At 66.6% G+C, this 17,112-nt stretch carries 16 protein-coding genes; 12 read left to right on the top strand and 4 right to left on the bottom strand.

Features of this window, described 5'->3' with window-relative positions; genetic code table 11:
• Positions 1–4 precede the first annotated feature (4 nt).
• From R3E10_10410 to R3E10_10400, 3 genes are all read left to right on the top strand, one after another.
• On the top strand, positions 5–541 hold the full coding sequence (locus R3E10_10410; protein ID MEZ4416163.1) for a SprT family zinc-dependent metalloprotease: 537 nt from the start codon (positions 5–7) through the stop codon (positions 539–541).
• 5 nt (positions 542–546) lie between these two features.
• Positions 547–4,101 (top strand): DUF3427 domain-containing protein, encoded by a 3,555-nt coding sequence (locus R3E10_10405; GenBank protein MEZ4416162.1) that lies wholly within the window; start codon positions 547–549, stop codon positions 4,099–4,101.
• A gap of 93 nt (positions 4,102–4,194) precedes the next feature.
• The gene (locus R3E10_10400; protein ID MEZ4416161.1) at positions 4,195–4,452 is read left to right on the top strand and encodes a hypothetical protein; all 258 of its coding nucleotides are present in this window, start codon (positions 4,195–4,197) and stop codon (positions 4,450–4,452) included.
• A 249-nt stretch (positions 4,453–4,701) separates the two neighbouring features.
• Here R3E10_10400 and R3E10_10395 read toward each other — a convergent pair whose 3' ends face one another.
• Together R3E10_10395 and R3E10_10390 are read right to left on the bottom strand one after the other, a co-directional pair.
• Positions 4,702–4,980, bottom strand: coding sequence for a DUF2442 domain-containing protein (locus R3E10_10395; protein ID MEZ4416160.1), 279 nt, complete (start codon positions 4,978–4,980; stop codon positions 4,702–4,704).
• Positions 4,970–5,206, bottom strand: coding sequence for a DUF4160 domain-containing protein (locus R3E10_10390; GenBank protein ID MEZ4416159.1), 237 nt, complete (start codon positions 5,204–5,206; stop codon positions 4,970–4,972). The genes R3E10_10395 and R3E10_10390 overlap by 11 nt, the downstream gene beginning before the upstream one ends.
• 186 nt (positions 5,207–5,392) lie before the next feature.
• On the opposite strand from R3E10_10390, the gene R3E10_10385 reads away from it, so the two are divergent.
• The 3 genes from R3E10_10385 to R3E10_10375 all read left to right on the top strand — a co-directional run bounded on the left by R3E10_10385 (position 5,393) and on the right by R3E10_10375 (position 10,576).
• Positions 5,393–8,995 (top strand): serine/threonine-protein kinase, encoded by a 3,603-nt coding sequence (locus R3E10_10385; protein ID MEZ4416158.1) that lies wholly within the window; start codon positions 5,393–5,395, stop codon positions 8,993–8,995.
• 49 nt (positions 8,996–9,044) lie between these two features.
• Positions 9,045–9,365 (top strand): hypothetical protein, encoded by a 321-nt coding sequence (locus R3E10_10380; protein MEZ4416157.1) that lies wholly within the window; start codon positions 9,045–9,047, stop codon positions 9,363–9,365.
• Positions 9,366–9,715: 350 nt separating this feature from the next.
• A complete protein-coding gene (locus R3E10_10375; protein MEZ4416156.1) occupies positions 9,716–10,576 on the top strand; it encodes a sigma-70 family RNA polymerase sigma factor in 861 nt (286 codons plus the stop codon).
• 127 nt (positions 10,577–10,703) lie between these two features.
• Here the strand turns inward: R3E10_10375 and R3E10_10370 are convergent, their stop codons facing one another.
• Complete coding sequence (locus R3E10_10370) at positions 10,704–11,450, bottom strand: neutral zinc metallopeptidase (GenBank protein MEZ4416155.1); 747 nt, start codon at positions 11,448–11,450, stop codon at positions 10,704–10,706.
• Between the two features lie 333 nt (positions 11,451–11,783).
• Between R3E10_10370 and R3E10_10365 the strand changes: the two genes are divergently transcribed.
• Positions 11,784–12,032: a hypothetical protein gene (locus tag R3E10_10365; protein ID MEZ4416154.1), complete on the top strand. Its 249-nt coding sequence runs from the start codon at positions 11,784–11,786 to the stop codon at positions 12,030–12,032.
• Between the two features lie 58 nt (positions 12,033–12,090).
• Positions 12,091–12,537, top strand: a complete 447-nt coding sequence (locus R3E10_10360; GenBank protein MEZ4416153.1) for a hypothetical protein — start codon at positions 12,091–12,093, stop codon at positions 12,535–12,537.
• A 95-nt stretch (positions 12,538–12,632) separates the two neighbouring features.
• Here R3E10_10360 and R3E10_10355 read toward each other — a convergent pair whose 3' ends face one another.
• The gene (locus R3E10_10355) at positions 12,633–14,411 is read right to left on the bottom strand and encodes a protein kinase (protein MEZ4416152.1); all 1,779 of its coding nucleotides are present in this window, start codon (positions 14,409–14,411) and stop codon (positions 12,633–12,635) included.
• Between the two features lie 380 nt (positions 14,412–14,791).
• Between R3E10_10355 and R3E10_10350 the strand changes: the two genes are divergently transcribed.
• From R3E10_10350 to R3E10_10335, 4 genes are all read left to right on the top strand, one after another.
• The gene (locus R3E10_10350; protein ID MEZ4416151.1) at positions 14,792–15,952 is read left to right on the top strand and encodes a Fic family protein; all 1,161 of its coding nucleotides are present in this window, start codon (positions 14,792–14,794) and stop codon (positions 15,950–15,952) included.
• A 94-nt stretch (positions 15,953–16,046) separates the two neighbouring features.
• A complete protein-coding gene (locus R3E10_10345; GenBank protein MEZ4416150.1) occupies positions 16,047–16,241 on the top strand; it encodes a hypothetical protein in 195 nt (64 codons plus the stop codon).
• Positions 16,242–16,380: 139 nt separating this feature from the next.
• Entirely contained in the window at positions 16,381–16,623 is a 243-nt protein-coding gene (locus tag R3E10_10340) for a hypothetical protein (GenBank protein ID MEZ4416149.1), read from the top strand.
• Positions 16,620–17,033, top strand: coding sequence for a PIN domain-containing protein (locus R3E10_10335; GenBank protein MEZ4416148.1), 414 nt, complete (start codon positions 16,620–16,622; stop codon positions 17,031–17,033). Before R3E10_10340 ends, R3E10_10335 begins: the two co-directional genes overlap by 4 nt.
• Positions 17,034–17,112 lie beyond the last annotated feature (79 nt).

Here is a 17,112-nt window from a genome sequence, read left to right as displayed (position 1 = left end):
ACCCATGTCTGCCCACCCCCCCACGGCCATCCCACCCGATCTCGAGCCGCTGGTGCGTCAGTGGGGCCGTCGCTGGGGCCTGCCCGACCTGGCGGACCACCTGAGCGTGAGGTTCAGCGATCGGATGACCCGGTCGTTGGGTCGCTGCCGGCCGGCCAGCGGGCGGGTGCGGTTGGCGGCCCACCTGCAAGACGGGCCCGCCGCGCTGCTGGAGGAGGTGCTCTGTCATGAGGTGGCTCACGTGGCGGTGCATCAGCTCCAGGGGCGCGGCTCCCCACCGCATGGTCCCATTTGGCGGGAGCTGGTGGAGGCCGCCGGCTACCCCGCGCGTATGCGGGCCCCGGCCACATCGACCGCGACAGCGCCTTCACGGCCCACCGGCCCCCGCCCCCGGTATGTCCACCGCTGTCCGGTCTGCCACACCGAGCGCATGGCCCGGCGACCGGTCCCGGAGTGGCGCTGCGCGGAGTGCCTAGCCGCAGGCCTGGACGGCAGGCTGGAAATCACTCGACTCGCGCCCGACCCAGCCGCCGACGCGTGACCGAAATGGGCTGCCCCTTCTGTCCCCCGGACCCGGAGCGGGTCTTCTACGAGGGGGAGCGCGTGCTGGCCCTCTGGGACGCCTTCCCGGTCTCCGACGGGCACGCGCTGCTGGTCCTCCGCCGCCATGTGGCCTCCTGGTTCGACGCTGACCCGGACGAGCAGCTCGAGCTGGTCCGGGCCACGGCGTTGGTCCGCGCCCACATCGAAATGAAGCACCGGCCCGCAGGCTACACCGTGGGCATCAACGTGGGCGAGGCAGCCGGCCAGACCGTGCCCCACCTGCACGTGCACGTGATTCCGCGCTACCCGGGCGACGTACCGGATCCGCGGGGCGGCGTGCGCCACGTGATCCCGTGGAGGGGCAACTACCTGGCCCCGCCCGCGGACGCGCTCACTCCCGCGCCGGGCCACTCGGGCCGGCCGAACCGGAAGGCGCTCCTCACCGGGGGTCTGGACGATCCGCTGCTCCCCCACCTGATTGCGCACCTGGATCAGGCCACGCGCGTGGACATCGCGGTGGCGTTCGCGTTGGAGTCCGGGGTGAGCGAGTTGGAGGAGCACCTCCGCGACGTGCTGGACCGGGGCGGGCGTGTGCGGGTGATCGCGGGCGACTACCTGGGCGTGACCGAGCCGCCGGCGCTCCATCGCTTGCTGGATCTCCAGAGCGCCGAATCCAAGGGGCAGCTCGAGCTGCGCATCTTCGAAAGCGCGGGGACTAGCTTCCACCCCAAGGCCTACATCGTCTGCCAGCAGGATGGCAGCGGCGCCGCGTTCGTGGGGAGCTCCAACCTGAGCCGCACCGCGCTCCGTCGGGGCGTGGAGTGGAACTACCAGGTTGTGCCGAGCGTGGACGAACACGGCTTCGGCGAGGTGCTGCGCGCGTTCGAGCAGCTCTGGACCCACCCGCAGGTGCGCACGGTGGATCCGCAGTGGGTGCAGTCGTATCAGGCGAGGCGCCGGCCGGCGGAACCGCTCGTGACCGGCACGCCAGCCGAGCTCGAACCGGTGCCCGTGCCCCACGAGATCCAGCTGCGTGCGCTGGAGGCGTTGGAGCGCACGCGAGCGGACGGCAACAGCGCCGGGCTGGTGGTGCTGGCCACCGGGCTCGGCAAGACCTGGCTGAGCGCGTTCGACTCCGAGCGCCTCGGAGCCAGGCGCATTCTGTTCGTGGCCCACCGGGAAGAGATCCTGGGGCAGGCCATGAAGACGTTCCGGCGCATCCGGCCCACCGCCACGCTCGGGCACTACTCGGGCAAGGCCAAGGCACCGGACGCAGAGATCCTCTTCGCCTCCATCCAGACCCTGTCCCGCTGGAACCACCTGCAGCGCTTCGACCCCAAGGAGTTCGACTACATCGTGGTGGACGAGTTCCACCATGCCGCCGCGCGCAGCTACCGGAAGGTGATCGGCTACTTCGAGCCGCGGTTCCTGTTGGGGCTCACCGCCACACCGGAGCGCACGGACGGCTCCGACCTGCTGGCGCTCTGTGGAGACAACCTGGTCTACCGCGCGGACGTGGCCGACGGGATTCGGCGGGACCTGCTCTGCCCCTTCGACTACTACGGCGTGCCGGATCAGGTGGACTACGACCAGATCCCCTGGCGGAGCCGCCGGTTCGATGAGGAAGCGCTGACTCGAGCGGTGGCCACCCAGGCGCGTGCAGAGAACGCCCTGGAGCAACTGCAGAAGCGGGGCGGTGAGCGCACGGTGGCGTTCTGCGTGTCGCAGCGGCACGCCGATTTTATGGCGGAGTCTCTGAGCCAGCAGGGCCTCCGGGCCGTGGCTGTGCACGCGGGGTCCAGCAGCGCCCCTCGCGCCCACTCCCTGGAACGCCTGGAGGCGGGCGAGCTGGACGTGATCTGCTCGGTGGACATGTTCAACGAGGGCGTGGATCTGCCTCAGGTGGACACCGTGCTCATGCTCCGCCCCACCGAGTCCCGCATCCTCTGGCTCCAGCAGTTCGGCCGCGGCTTGCGCTGGAGGGAGGGCAAACGCCTCAAGGTCATCGACTACATCGGCAACCACCGCGTCTTCCTCACCAAGGCCCAGGCCTTGTTCGACCTGGGCAACGCGGACCGGGACGTGGCGATGATGCTGGAGCAGCAGGAGGCGGGCACCCTGGAGCTGCCGCCCGGTTGTTCGGTGACCTACGAGCTCGAGGTCCGGGACATCCTGCGCTCGCTGCTCAAGACCACGACTGCGGGCGAGCAGTTGGAGGAGTACTACCGCGACTTCCGTGAACTCCGCGGTGTGCGCCCGCTGGCCAGCGAAGCGTTCCTGGACGGCTACAACCCGCGCAGCACCAAGAAGGGCGGCTACGGAAGCTGGCTGGACTTTGTCCAGGCCATGGGGGACCTGAGCGAGCCCCAGCGGCAGGTCGGCGAGCGGATCGGCGCGTTCCTGGATCAGCTCGACAGCACGCCCATGACCAAGAGCTACAAGATGCTCGTGCTGCAGGCGATGCTGAGCGAAGGTGCCCTGCCCGGCCGCATCGGCATCGAGCGGTTGGTGGAGCGCTTCGCCCACCATGCGCGCCGCTACACGGCGCTCCGCACCGAGTTGGGTGCCCCCCTGGAGGATGCCGCGGCCCTCCGGAAGCTGATCGAGAAGAACCCCATCGCCGCCTGGGTGAGCGGAGCAGGCACCGGACAAACGTCCTACTTCAGCTACGAGGAGGGTGTGTTCTCCACCACGTTCTCGGTGCCTGAGGAGCTGGAGGAGACCGCCGCCGACCTGGCCGCCGAGCTCGTGGAGTGGCGACTGATGGAGTACCTGCACCGGACCGGCGGCGTGAGCGGCCCCGACCGGTTCGTGTGCAAGGTGAGCCACTCGGGTGGGACGCCCATCCTGTTCCTGCCCGATCGGAAGGCTCAGCCCGGCCTGCCCGAAGGCTTCGTGGACGTGGTGGCCGACGACCGCTGGTACCAGGCCAAGTTCGTGAAGGTGGCCGTCAACGTCATGAACGAGCCCGGCCGGTCGGAGAACGTGCTGGCGGATGTGCTGCGCGGCTGGTTCGGGCCCCAGGCTGGCCAGCCCGGCCGGACCGACCGTGTGGTGTTCGAGGCGGTGGGTCAGGGCTACCGCATGAAGCCGGTCCGGGCTGAGGAGGTGTTGGCGGAGGGGCCGGTGCTGTGGCGGAAGTACACGCGAGCCGAGGCGTTCCAGGCCGTGGGGGTCCAGCCCAAGGGGTTCGAGACGCAAGTCGGTGTGGTCCCGCGACCCGATCAGATCCTCTTGTTTGTGACCCTGGACAAGAAAGGGAAGCCGGAGGAGCACCGCTACGAAGACCGGTTCCTGTCACCCACCGAGTTTCAGTGGCAGAGCCAGAACAAGACGTCGCAGGCCAGCAAGCTCGGGCAGGCCCTACGCCACCACGAGGAGCGGGGCGTGGCGGTGCGGCTCTTTGTACGGAAGGCGGCCAAGGTGGGCGGGAAGACCGAGCCGTTCCGCTATGCGGGGGAGCTGGTCTTCCAACGTTGGGAGGGGGAGAAGCCGATCACGGTGTGGTGGGCACTCAAGGCTGGGGTGCCGGAGGGGGTGTGGGGGGAGGTGGGGTGAGGGCGGGAGATACCCGACTCACGCCGCCATCGCTTAGCCCCGTCCCCGACGCGAACCTCGACGAGGGCAGCATCACCCGGCTATGGTACCAGGATGAAGTCAGCGACCGAGGACACCGACGTCGACACTCTCGCACGCATGAGCGAGCTCTACCGCCGCATGACGCCTGCGGAGAAGCTCCGGCGCGTCAGTTCGCTCACAATGGCCACCGAACGCCTTGCCCTGGCGGGACTCATGTCCCGTCACCCCGGAGAGTGCGAAGGCCAGCTGAGGCTTCGCCTGGCGCGTCAGCGTTTGGGCGCGGAGCTATTCGCTCTCTGCTTCCCGCACGCACCGTCTCCAGGTGAGTGATCGCGGAGCACTCGATCCCGTCGCAGTGTCGCAAGCTCGAGTGGTATCGCCGCGGCGGCGGATCACGCTCGGCTCGATGAGTGGGCCACCCGGCTCGGAGTCGCAGATCTTCTGGAGCGCGCATTCTCGGAGGCGCGCAGGGCGTAGCGCGCGAGCCCAGATTGAGCCGCCCCGGGGTCCATCAGAGGCTCGTAGACTTGAGTCCCACCGACCGAGTGGCAGGCGTAACCTGACGCTAGTGGGGCGGGTTCATAACGCCCGCGCTTCCTCCGTGGGCGGCAACGCACCCGGCGCAGGTCCGCCTTCCAGCAACGCCCAAACACCGACGTCCTCGTCGATCTCCGGCCAGTGGATCCCATAACCTCCCGGGAGCAGGACCCAGTTTGCCCTCTGAGCAGGTGTCGCGGTGTGGAGGCGGGGATACCACCACAAGGGCACAGAGACGGTTCGCCCGTCCTCCAGCGTTACATCCAGCGTCGCCTCGGACAACTCCACCGCGACGGCCCCTATTCTGTACTCACGATCCATGGAAGTCGTCCCACGCCCGGACGAGGGCGTCGTGGTGAGCCTCAACCAAAGCTCGCAGCCGACGGAGCTCGTGTCGAGGAAAGCCCTCCGACGCGCCCACCTCCACCGGGTCGAGCCAGAGCTTCGCACTCGATAGGTCTCGATCGATATGGACGTGTGGGCGCTCACCGTCTTCGGCGCTGTAGAAGTAGAAGCGATAGGGGCCGAGGCGTAGGATGGTGGGCACCCGCCAGATTGGTACCCACCAAGGCGCGCCCAAATGATGTGATGGGACCGTGGTGCATCCAGTAGCCTGCTTCGACACTTCTGTTGTGCTCCGCGTCGTGCCGGGGCAGCCTGGCAAGCTCGCCCGGTGGAGAGAGATCTACCCAGTGGCGAGACCCGGACCTTCCAATCCCCGCCGTGGCTAGGCATGTCTCCCAGTTTCGCTCGGTCGCTGTTCTTGCGGCGTCCTGCAGCCAACTTCGGTCGGTGCCCGTGGACCGCTACCACCTGGTGGTGCAGTGGTCGCTGCGGGGATATGAGTCGACGTCGGTGCTTACTATTCGGGGTGAGTGAAGGGGCATGGATGGCGGCCGGACACCTTGTCGGCGGTCACCAGAACCTTCCATTCTCGCTGGGCTCGCCCTGCCTCGACCGGGCGGGCGAGTCCAGCGGCCGCTCTCTCACGGTGGGGAGCCGCCCCGCTCAGACTCCCAGGGCCCTCCCCGTTGGTGACCCCGCTCGCCGCACCGCGCCCAGAGGTCTAGAATCCCTACTTGTTTGGCCCCAGCCACAGCTGACCAGAAGACTGCTGATGCCGCAAACGCGTCAGGATGAGATTTGGCGAGGGCTAGGGGAGGCTCTCGCGCCCCGCTATCGCCTCGAGGAGGAGCTGCCTGCCGGTGGCATGGGGAGAGTGTTTCGCGCTTTCGATGTGAAACACTCGAGATCTGTGGCCATCAAGTTGCTGCGGCCGGAGATCGCAACTCCAGGGATGCGTTCGCGCTTCGCGAAAGAAGTCAAAGCCCTCGCCGCGCTCCGGCACCCGCACATTCTGCCACTAATAGACTCGGGTGACTGGGAAGGACTTCCCTATTTCATAACGCCCTTCATCGAGGGCGACTCGCTGAGCGATAGGATCTCCAGCTCAGCGCCCATGGGTCTCGACACAGTCTTGGCCTTAGTCGGCCCGGTGGCTGATGCACTCGACTACGCGCATCGGCTGGGCTTTGTGCATCGCGACATCAAGCCCAGCAACATCCTCATTTCTGCTCAGCACGCCATCCTCGCGGACTTCGGAATCACGCGAATTCTGGGCGATGAGGCGGCTGACAAGCATCGTATCACCGGACCAGCTCTCGGCACGCCCCAATACATGAGCCCAGAGCAGGTGCTTGGCGAGTCAAGACTCGACGGGAGAGCTGACGTATACAGTCTCGGCTGTGTCGTGTTTGAGATGCTAACCGGGGAACCGCCATTCGGCGGTAGAACCTCACCGTCGCTCATCGCTCAGCAGATCAGTGCGCCGCCGCCGCGACTGGCTCAGAAACGCCCCGACTTGGGCCCCGCAGTCGACGAAAGCATTGGACGGGCCCTGGCCAAGCAACCCACCTCCCGGTACCGAACGGCCGGCGAGTTCTACACGGCCCTCCGAAGCACTTCCCGGAGTCACGCAGCCCCCCCCCGACTGCACCTAAACGTGTTCGGCCGTTCCGCCGCAGTGCTAGCGCTCGCCGGCGCGATCGGTCTGGCGGCGTGGACGGCGCTCGATCGGCTTGAGAGTGGAAGATCTGAGCTGCCAGCATCGGTCTACTCGATCAACCTGCATGCCCCGACTCCGCTGGACCAGCGCGACGAGGCTACTGTGGCGGCAGCCGGGAGCGAGTTGGCTCGGCTCCTTTCAGGATGGGACGAAGTGGACGTGCTGCCGGGTATGCCCCAACGCGTTGAAGCTCCGGGCGCTACGGGGGCTGGAGAGCAGGAACGAAGCCGTCCAGCGCAGGCGGCCGAGGCCGGTGCGACCCACATCCTCGAGCTCTACTTCAGCTTTCGTAGTGACAGTCTGTTCGCGGATGCACGAACGACCGAACTCGGCGGCAGCCCCAAGACCGCTCTCGTTGCCCAGGTGGGCGGACTCAAGACTGAGGCGCTCAACCTCATGGCCCACGTTGCGGCCGCGGTCCTCGGCATTCCAGCGGCAGCGCCCGATCTGTCGGAGCTCAAACGCGACTCCCGGTACTTGGCCGCCGTGCGCCTATACCTGAGTGGGGAGTCACACTTGGAAGGATGGCTGCTCACGAGAGCCGAAGCCGACTTTCGTACGGCTCTCGCGCTCGATTCGACCTTCGCTCGGGCCCACCAGTTCCTCGCGACGACCCTGTACTGGTCCGGCTCCGAGGATCCAGCGACGCTACCTGAGTTGCAGGGAGAGATGCGCAGCCACATTGCGTCAGCGCGGCGCCGCTCGGCCGTATTGGGTTCATCCGATAGCACAGCAGTTGAAGCGATGCATGGCTTCTTCAACGGGGACTACGATGCAGCGCGGCGTTCCCTGTCGACGCTCATTGCGGCGGATTCGACAGACCTGTTTGCCTGGGTGATGTTGGGCGCCGTCGAATACCGCGATCCTTTCGTAACAGAGCGCTCGGACGGGAGCGTTGTTCCACGGGGCAACTGGAACTCGGCGCTTCGTGCCTTCCGCACCACGGTCCGCTTGGCTCCCGATTTCTTCCTCGGTTTTGGACACCTCGCCGAAGCGTATCAACGGGTTGCGGACGGACTCAGGTTTCAGGTGTGTTACGGCTTTCAACGACCAGGCCGCACATTGCTGATTGGCGACTTCGGTCCTGCTCAGGAGCGAGTCTACCTGTGTCCAAGAGTGGCAGATAGCATTGTGTGGATTCCTCAACCGGTGAGTGGTCAAGAAGGCCATCAAGCGCTGGTCGACCAAGCGAGAGCCTTCCACCAGGAGGTCGGGGCGGACCTGCAACGATGGCTCGACTTCGCGCCCGCAAACCCCCGGGCATACATGGCGTCGGCGGATTGGCTCGTCGACGACGCAGAATACCGAGCGACCGCCGGGTCTACGCGACCCTGGTCCGAACTCCTGGCTCCGGCGCTGGCCCGCGCTGAGCGTGGAATCGAGCTTTCCAGAGATACGACAGCAGGCCAACTCGTCGCTGTCGCCAACCTACGGCTCGCCGCTGGAGATGTCGCAGCAGCCGTGGCGGCGGTGGACCGAGCACGCTCGATCGCCGGAGCTTCCGTGCGGAGGGTGGTCCTTTCCACCGCAGCGGCGAATCCCTATGTCGCCGCCGGTCGTTATGGAGACGCCTATGAGGTCGGCTTTCCGGCGGCCGCCCAAGAGGAGCTCACTGTCCGTTCGCCCGACGGGATGCCGCTGCGGTTCCAGGCGGAGGAGTCTCTCTTTCGACTCCGTGTTCTGGGAAGCGTCGGAGTCGTTGGATTGCAGGTGCCGGCGACACTCCGTGAGATCGAAGCGACGTGGGCTGAGGAAGGCTATTCACCTGATGAGGCGGATTTGCTCCGGCGGCGCTTTGCGGGGCAGCTACGGCTGGCGCTGCTCGGGGACTCAACGTCCGTGACTCGGAAGTGGCGCTCGGCGTTCGAGGCCCCGCCGCCGGAGTTCCGCGGCCTTCAACTGGGCGTTGAAGACCCTGCGAGGTCGCGTGAACTACTCGACTCAGCCCTCGCGACAGTGGTTGCGGGAAACGCTAGCCCCACGTCCGTCTTTCTGACCGGGGTTTTAGCTCAGAACCTCGGCGAGCACGAGTCAGCGATCCGCACGCTAGCACTGCTGGACTCGATGCCCTTAGGGATAGGGTCTTTCCGCGAGGAGTGGGGGCTGCGGACTCGTTCGTGGCGGCTCCGCGCCATCAGCTTGGAAGCCCTGGATCGTGCTGAAGAGGCCGTACCCCTCTTCGCCGACTTCACCCGCTCATGGGTGGGAGCCGATCCAGCGCCGTCGGGAGCCCTGGGCACCGCGCGCCTCGACGCCGTGCCTCCCCCCTGAATTGTCGGCCCAGTCGTGCATCATTCACCCCCATCAAGGAGCTAGATCCGTGAGCGAATACGACTATCCCAGGACCTGCATCAAGTGCCCCGATTCTGGGGTCGAGATCTGTGGAAACCCGCCCGACAAGAATCGATGCAACGACTTCCTCGTCCTCCTTGCAGAAGATTCCGACGTACTCACGGCAGACCTTGACGAATCGAGGGGGGCGGCCAACGCACGATGCCCGGTCGGGTATCGATTCGCGGGGGTAGCCTACCGAGAAGGGCAGATCAAGTCAAAGTTCGTCGACTGCGTCGACGCGTCGATCTACGCCTACGTCCCGTTCCGGATCTGGCACTTCTTCTGCTTCTGGGCTTGCGAGGACTAGGAGTCAGTAGTGCGATCCGGGCCCTTGGTGCGTCCCTGGGCATGTCCTGCTCGAAGGAGCCGGGGTCTGCGCAGTTCAGCGCTCTTGGGGCGAAGCCCACTCCAGACTCGTTCCGGGGTGGGCTTCGTTGCCGGCTTGCCTGGGATCTTGCCTACGAGGCTCAAGCTTGGCCCAAATGCAGGCTTGACAGTCACTTGCAGACTCCATTCCAGGATTAGATGAATTTGCGTTAGCCCCTCCTCGTCCTCATGACTCGCCCCTGACTCTCCGTTGATCCCCAACGACCAACCTCGACTCGAGACGGAGATGCACCCGCATCTCGAATACCACACGAGCCGAGGAGATGCATCATGTCAGGCCTTCCCGTTGCCCATGAATGCGAGTCGGGATCCATCTCGGACGCGCATCCGCGGAGGAGCGGACAACGACGCAGCGCTCGCTCTCTAGGCTTCCGCGCAGCCGAGCCGGCTCGCGATGCCACGCGTGACGGACTCTTCATAGAGCGCCTCCCTGAGATCGACGAACTCACCCGTTCGGCGCTCTGCCGGGGCCGAGGCCTCCACGGCCCCGACGCCGACGACTTCGCCGCCTGGGTCCGCCTCCGGCTGCTCGAGGACGACGCCCGTATCCTGCGCGCCTTCGGCGGCCGTAGCACCTGGCGCACCTACCTGCGAACGGTGATCTGGAACCTCTACCGCGACTTCCTGGACCTGGAGCGTGGCAAGTGGCGCCCCTGCACTGCCACCCGTCGCCTGGGCGCGCAGGCGGTCAAGCTGAGCCGGTTGATGAACCGGGACGGGCTCTCTCTCTCGGCGGCGGTGGCGGTGGTTACGCCTTCCGGCGCGGATCCCGACCGGCGCCGGGCGCTCACTCGAGTCGCGGCGCAGCTCCCCCACCGCCCTCACCGCAGGTTCGAGCGACTTGAAGAGCTTCGCGCACATGGCAACGGAGGACCAACGCCGGAGAGCGAGCTGCTCCAGCGCGAGGAAGGCTGCCGTCAGGCGGAGCGCGCACGTCAGCTCGAGCACGCGATCGAGACCCTCCCTCTCCCCGAGCAACTGCTGGTCCGGCTCCGCTTCTGGGAGGACATGAAGGTCTCGGAGATCGCCCGAACCATGGGGTGGCCCCAGAAGCCGCTCTACCGGCAGCTCGCGAGGCTGCTTGAGGTGCTTCGGGCCAGGATGGAGCAGGTCGAGGTCGCCCAATTCTGAAACCCGCCCGGGACCTCTCGGGGTCTCGGGCGGGTTCGCCCGCTCGCCAGTTGAACCGTCCCTCGGTAGCGCTAAACGAACCGCCGCCGGCGTTCGCGCCGATTCCAGGTCGCTCGCACGCGCCCTCTCAGCACGCCGTCACCCCAAGACGGAAGCCGGCGAAGAACGCCTGCTGGCGCTGTTGGGATGATCCGTGGGCGCCCGGGTTGAACCAGGGAGTGCCGAGGGGGTCGCCCACTTCGAACAGCGTTGTCGCAGCCTCCTGGAGGTCTCCCGCATCGAGCAGACCGCGTGCGCCCGCAGTGGACGCCCACGCGCCGGCGAAGCAGTCCGCCGCAAGCTCGGTGACAATGGAAGGGAACCGGCTCAGAGCACCAGTCTGGAATTGGATGTGATGGCCGATCTCGTGCGCGATGATGACCGCCGGCGCGAAGTCGCCGATCCGCTGGAGCTGATCCAGCATGAAGGCCTCGTCCAGGAAGACCCCCAGGTCCCTGCCGCAGTAGAACGCTTGTTGGCCGGGGCAGGAGCTCGGGGCAACGCCGCGAAACAGGATGAAGGCCCGGAGCGGTTGGTAGGGGAATCCCCCGGTGAGCAGTCCGAAGACCTGGGCCGCGAACGGCTCGACATCTGCCCGGACCGCCAGGTAGAGGTCGGTCGGAGTGTCGGGGCACCCATCTCCATCGAACACGCCATTGAAGTTCTCCGCCACGCCAAGGCAGCGATCGGCGCTGTCCGGAATCCCGTCTCCATCCGAGTCGACCCCTGGCTCCGGGCCCAGCCCGTCCGAACAGCCGATCGCGAGCAGAACGAGTAGCGGAACGGCACGTGTGACTCCCGCCTCTCTGGAACGCTTCAAGCGCAGCGCTTTCATCGTGTACCTCCGGGTCTCGGTCGTCCCCCCTGACCTGCTCGAGGCGGCCGAGGGTCCGGCCGCGGTGGATGCTGACCTCTAGAGGGACACAGTCGCTCGATTCGCGGACCAGACCCCGACGCCTGCGTTGGATCAACCGAAGTCAAAGCGCTGTCGGAAAACGATTTGCACACCCCGCCGCTGGGTCGATCGGCCTGTGCTTCGGACGCTCGCGCCCCCCCTGACCCACCCCTGACCCCCCCTTGAGCCCTCCCCCCGATCCTCCTTCCACACGCAGCGGGTTGGCGTTGGACCGACCCCGCGGAGCGGACCCGATCGGGTCGAGGAGAGACGATGTCGAGCCGCAGCAAGCACCCCCGTAGCAGCACCCATCACGCACACGCGTCGTTGGCCCTCCTGTCCATCGCCGGCCTGGCCCTGGGCCTGGGCGGTTGCACCGACCCCGTGGGGCCGAGGCTCGGTGAGCAGGCGGGAGTCAGCCGGGGCGAGATGGTCAACGAGAACAACGACGCCCGTGTGCACATCGAGATCGACGACTTCGAGCAGTGGATGCCCTACGTCGAGAAGGGACTGCACGACTGAGGCAGAGCACACATCAACCGAACGATCGACGATCACACTTCTTGCGAGGAACGAACCCATGAGCACCCATCTGAAGAGACGCGCACGCCGCTTCCATCGAGAGTGGATCCTTCCTGCCCTTGGCGGCGCCGGCGCCGGTGTGCTGTTCGGCCTGACGGTGATCTTCCTGATGAAGCCGGTGGTGGATGCGGGGAACGGCGAATTGCTGGGCGCCTCGTTCCTGTTCGCCGTCACTCGGCTGAGGCTCCGGCGACGGGCACGTTCGGGGAGGCTGGCCACGCTGCAGGGAGCGAGGAAGATGCGGGGCTACTGGAAGGCCTTGGCGCTGGTCCTGGCGACGCCTGGATTCCTGGCCTGCACCGATCCGGTTGCACTCGCAGAGCCGGAGACGGCGATCGCGAGTGAGCCGCGGCTCGCCGATACCATCCATCCCTGCAGAGTGGGGGGCGGCGACCGTGGGGGAATCGACGACCGGCTGGCCATCGAGTGGATCGGCCGATGCTGACCGGGCGGGCGCCCGTACCCTCCCGGTGCGGGCGCCCCTTCCAGCTGGTGCCGCGAACCGCCCGGACCCGCGCGTGGGTGCCGGGCGGTTGTCGCTCAACTGGTCAGGAGCACGATGGCCGAGAGGATCCACCCCACCCCCACCGCCACCAACAACATCACTTCGGGTGCCCGCACCGGCTGTGGTCCCGGCTTCCCATGGAACCAGGATACCACCAGGGCGGCCAGTAGACCGGCCAGGGCAGTGACCAACCCCAGCGGATAGACCACGCGGGGCAGCAAGGCATTCTGCACGAGCTGGTCGACGATGCCCATCCCCACCACGCTGGCGCCGAAGACGCTCCCCACGATCAGCGGCATGCGACGTTCGCGAAGGCCCTGGAAGACGTTGGGCGCCGCCGCCGGCTGGCCGGTGGTGAGCGCATCGATCTTCCGTACCAGCGTGGCCGCATCGGGACGGTGCCGAGCGTTCTCCGCCAGACATGGCGTCAGCAGTTCCGTCAGCTCCGCATCGCGGCTGTGGGCGGACGCGATCATGGTCTGAGGCAACGCACCCGGCAGACGAGGGGGCTGACCGCTGAGCAGCGAGATCCCGAGCACGCCCAGGCTGTAGACGTCCGTCCGTCCGGACACTTCGGCGCCGTGGATCTGCTCCGGGCTGATGTAGCCGGGCTGCCCCAGCTGTTCACCGGTGCGCGTCAGCCGATCGCGGGGATCGGTGGACTCGATGAGCGCGGCGATGCCGAAGTCGGTGAGCCAGGGCCGCCCCGTCTCGTCTTCCACCATGATGTTCTCGGGGCGGACGTCGCGGTGGACGATGTTGATCCGGTGCGCGGCGGCCAGCGCGGACGCCAGGTCCCGCATCATCCGGCGCACGTCGGCAGGTGCGGGAGGCCCCAACGCTCGCACGCGCTCCGCCAGGTTCACCCCTCGGAGGTAGGGCAGCACCAGATAGGGTAGACCGGTCGAGAGCAGGCCGACCCGGAAGATGGGCACGATGTTGGGGTGAAGCACTCCGGCCAATGACTGCGCTTCACGCTCGAAGCGCTTGAGCGCGGAGGTGTCCTGCGCCAGATCCGAACGAAGTACTTTCAGCGCCACCAAACGCTTGAGTGCCGGTTCCCGGGCCAGGTGCACCGTGGACATGGAGCCCTCACCGATCAGCCGCAGCAGCTGGAACGCATCGTTGAAGCGCTCCTGCAGCTCGGCCAGCTCGGTGCCCATGGGTCGGCGCGCCATCGACGTCGAGGGGCGCCCGGCCGGTGCTTCCGCCTTCGCCACCACTTCGGCGGCCCGGATCTTTTCGACCAACGCCTTGGTGTCATCGACCGGCGTCAGCTCCATCTCGCGGGCCAACACGTCCGCGAAGCGGTCGTACTGCCGGAGCGCATCGGCGCGCCGCCCCGCCTCCGCGAGCAACTCGATCAGGGCGTGATTGGCCTCGTCATCCAGCGGGTCGGCGTCCACCCAGGCACGGGCCGTCTCCAACGCTTCCGCCGTGCGGTCCGCAACCCGGTGTTCGTCCACCAGGGCGCGGAAGGCCTTCTTGCGGAGGCGTTCCAGGCGCAAACGCTGTCGCTCAACCCAGCCTTCGAACTCCGCACTCTGGGGGACCAGTCCTCCCAGGAACGGGCCGCCGTACGCGGCCAACGCATCCTGGTAGCGCCCCGATTCGACGGCGTCGGTGAAGCGTACCGCATCGCATTCGAGTGAGCGGGTGACCTGCACCACCTCCCGTGCCCCGTCCACCCACTCCTCACCGAGCTCCTTGCGCAGCTCGTGCAGCGCCTGGTTCAGGGAATGCCGGGCGTTCTTGGGCGGGCTTTCCGGCCAGAGCAGGCCCGCCAACCCGTCCCGGGTGCCGCTGCGCTCCACTGCCAGATAGGCCAGCAGCGAACACGGTCGGGCCCGGTTGAGCAGGTCCGACCGGTCGACGCCGTCCGCCTGGATGGACGGGCCGCCAAGAGTGGTGACGTGGATGGGAATGGGCGGGCTCCCGCGTGGGTCCTTCGGGGCGGGTAAGGTAGGAGGTCGCCGGTCACCCCGCCCGCACGTCTACTCCAGAACCGGCCCCAGCTGGAAGAGGCCGCCGCCGACCTGGCCGCCGAGCTCGCGGAGTGGCGATTAGATGGCGTCCCCGGCCTCGAGCCAAAGAAGCTTGCCTTATGTGAGGACTACCGACAAATAAGATTTAGACACTATTCTTATGTGTGAAGGGCAGCACGGTCCCCTTTCCCGCTCCCCCGAGGTCCCGCTTGGTCCAGTCAGAATCCGAACGAGCCGGTGTCTTTCGGCGGCAGCCGGGGGGCTTCAACGCCTTCATTCCAGCGTCGTTCCCTCCGTCCGACCTGAACCTCGGCCCACTGGCAGACCTGCTCGAGAGGGCGACCCTCGCCCTGGGCCGCCTCGTCGGCGCCGCAGAGGTCCTCCCGAATCCAGACCTGTTTGTCTTCATGTACGTCCGTCGGGAGGCGGTCCTCTCCAGCCAGATCGAGGGAACAGAGGCGTCCCTGGTCGACCTCCTGGAGTACGAAGCCCAGGCTGAGGAGATCGAGCGGCCAATCGATATCCGCGAGATCTCCAACTACATCGACGCGCTCCGTTTCGGTCTCGAACGAGTGGAGGAGCTGCCCCTCTCACTTCGCCTCATCCGCGAAATCCACGAGCGACTGATGACGGGCGTACGGGGAGGTGAACCGGCCAGGACGCCTGGCGAGTTCAGGCGGTCGCAGAACTGGATTGGAGGTCCGAGCCCGGCCACCGCCCGTTTCGTACCGCCCCCCTTGGACCCAATGAAGTCGGCACTCCACGAGCTGGAGAACTTCTTCCACGCCGATTCTCCGCTGCCGATCTTGATCCGTGTCGGTCTCGCCCATGCTCAGTTCGAGACGATCCACCCGTTCCTGGACGGCAACGGCAGGCTCGGGCGTCTCTTGATCACGTTCCTCCTCGCGCACGAGAACGTGCTCAGCGAGCCGCTCCTCTACCTGTCCATCTTCTTCAAACGAAACCGACAGGACTACTACGATAGACTGCAAGCCATCCGGGAGGCGGGTGACTGGGAAGGATGGCTTGCCTTCTTCCTGGAGGGTGTAGCCGTCGTGTCTGAGGAGGCTACGAATACGGCTCGGCGGATTGTCGGCCTGCGCGAGGAAGCTCGCGCAGAGATCAGCCAGAAGTTGGGACGGCGAGCCGGTACAGGACTCCTCCTTCTCGACGATCTCTTCCGCAACCCCATCGTGAACGTCAAGAGGGTCAGCAACGTCACAGATCTATCTCAGCCGGCCGCGAACGCGCTCACCAATGCGCTTGAAGAGATCGGAATGCTGAGGGAAACCACCGGGCGCAAGAAGTACCGGCTGTTCGCCTTCGACCGATATCTGAGACTCTTCGAGGAGCGGGATCAGCGCAGCTGACCCCTACCGCCCACGCCTCCCGCGATCACGCATCACATATCAACAGTTGCCTTAGCCGCCACGTTGGCTCACGCGGAGCTCGGGGGCCCTTCCCGTGGATCTCTTCGCCTATGCCCCCGCGGCGAGCCGAGCGGGGGACCTGAGAGAGAACCTCACGACGTACGCCGCCTGGTACATCGCCCTGGCCGAGCTCCTCGACGCCGACCTGGCGACCCTCGACGGGCGGATGGCGCGGGCACCAAGCGTCGAGTGCAGATTCCTGACGCCGAAGTCGGCATCGGGAGGCTGAGCGGCGGACGAGAGAGGCTTAGCCGGCCATCCCCGCGCCCGCCTGGCCGTTCGACCATTCCCCTTGACCAACCTCCAAGCGGCTCCGTCCTCCTTCGGACTTGCAGTTCACCATCGGTATACATCATGATGTAAGCATCATGATGACTCGCACGCAGATCTCATTCGACCGAGAGATGCTCAGGAAGGCTCAGGACAGGGCCCGCCAACTCGGGATCTCCCTGGCGGAGTACCTGCGACGGCTCGTGGCGGACGACCTCTCCCGGCCCGGCACCGGAGCGGACCCGCGGACGGTCTTCGACCTGGGCTCCTCCGGCGAGTCCGATGTGGCCAGGGCGAAGGACGCGATGCTGGGCACGGCGTTCTCGCGGCGCGGTCGGTGAGTCTCTTTGTCGACACCTCGGTCTGGTACGCGGCGGCAGACTCCGCCGACGTGAGCAACGCCCGAGCTCAGGAGATCCTGCTCTCCGGCGAGCCCCTGATCACATCTGATCACGTCTTGCTCGAGACGTTCACGCTGCTGCGGTGGCGCATCCACCGGCGGGCCGCCGAAGCGTTCTGGGGTGGGCTCCGACGTGGCGTCGCCACGCTGGAGTGTGTGGGCCCCGCCGATCTGGAAGCAGCCTGGAGCATCGGAGAAGCCTTCCCGGATCAGGACTTCTCTCTGGCCGACCGAACGTCGTTCGCCATCATGGAGCGGCTCGGCCTCGAGCGGGCGGCTTCGTTCGACGATGACTTCGCAGTCTATCGGTGGGGGCCGGGGCGGAGGAGAGCTTTCGAGGTGCTGCGGTAGGGGTGGGCTGCAGGTCGCCCCGACCTCTGAGGCTCGACGGTACGTCGTATAGAATCCGTCTTGTAGTCTATATTCCTTC

This window comes from Gemmatimonadota bacterium, assembly GCA_041390105.1.
Taxonomy (GTDB): domain Bacteria; phylum Gemmatimonadota; class Gemmatimonadetes; order Longimicrobiales; family Gaopeijiaceae; genus JAGQIF01.
Note: the sequence above shows the minus strand (reverse complement) of the source record. Positions and strands in the feature narration are given on the sequence as shown.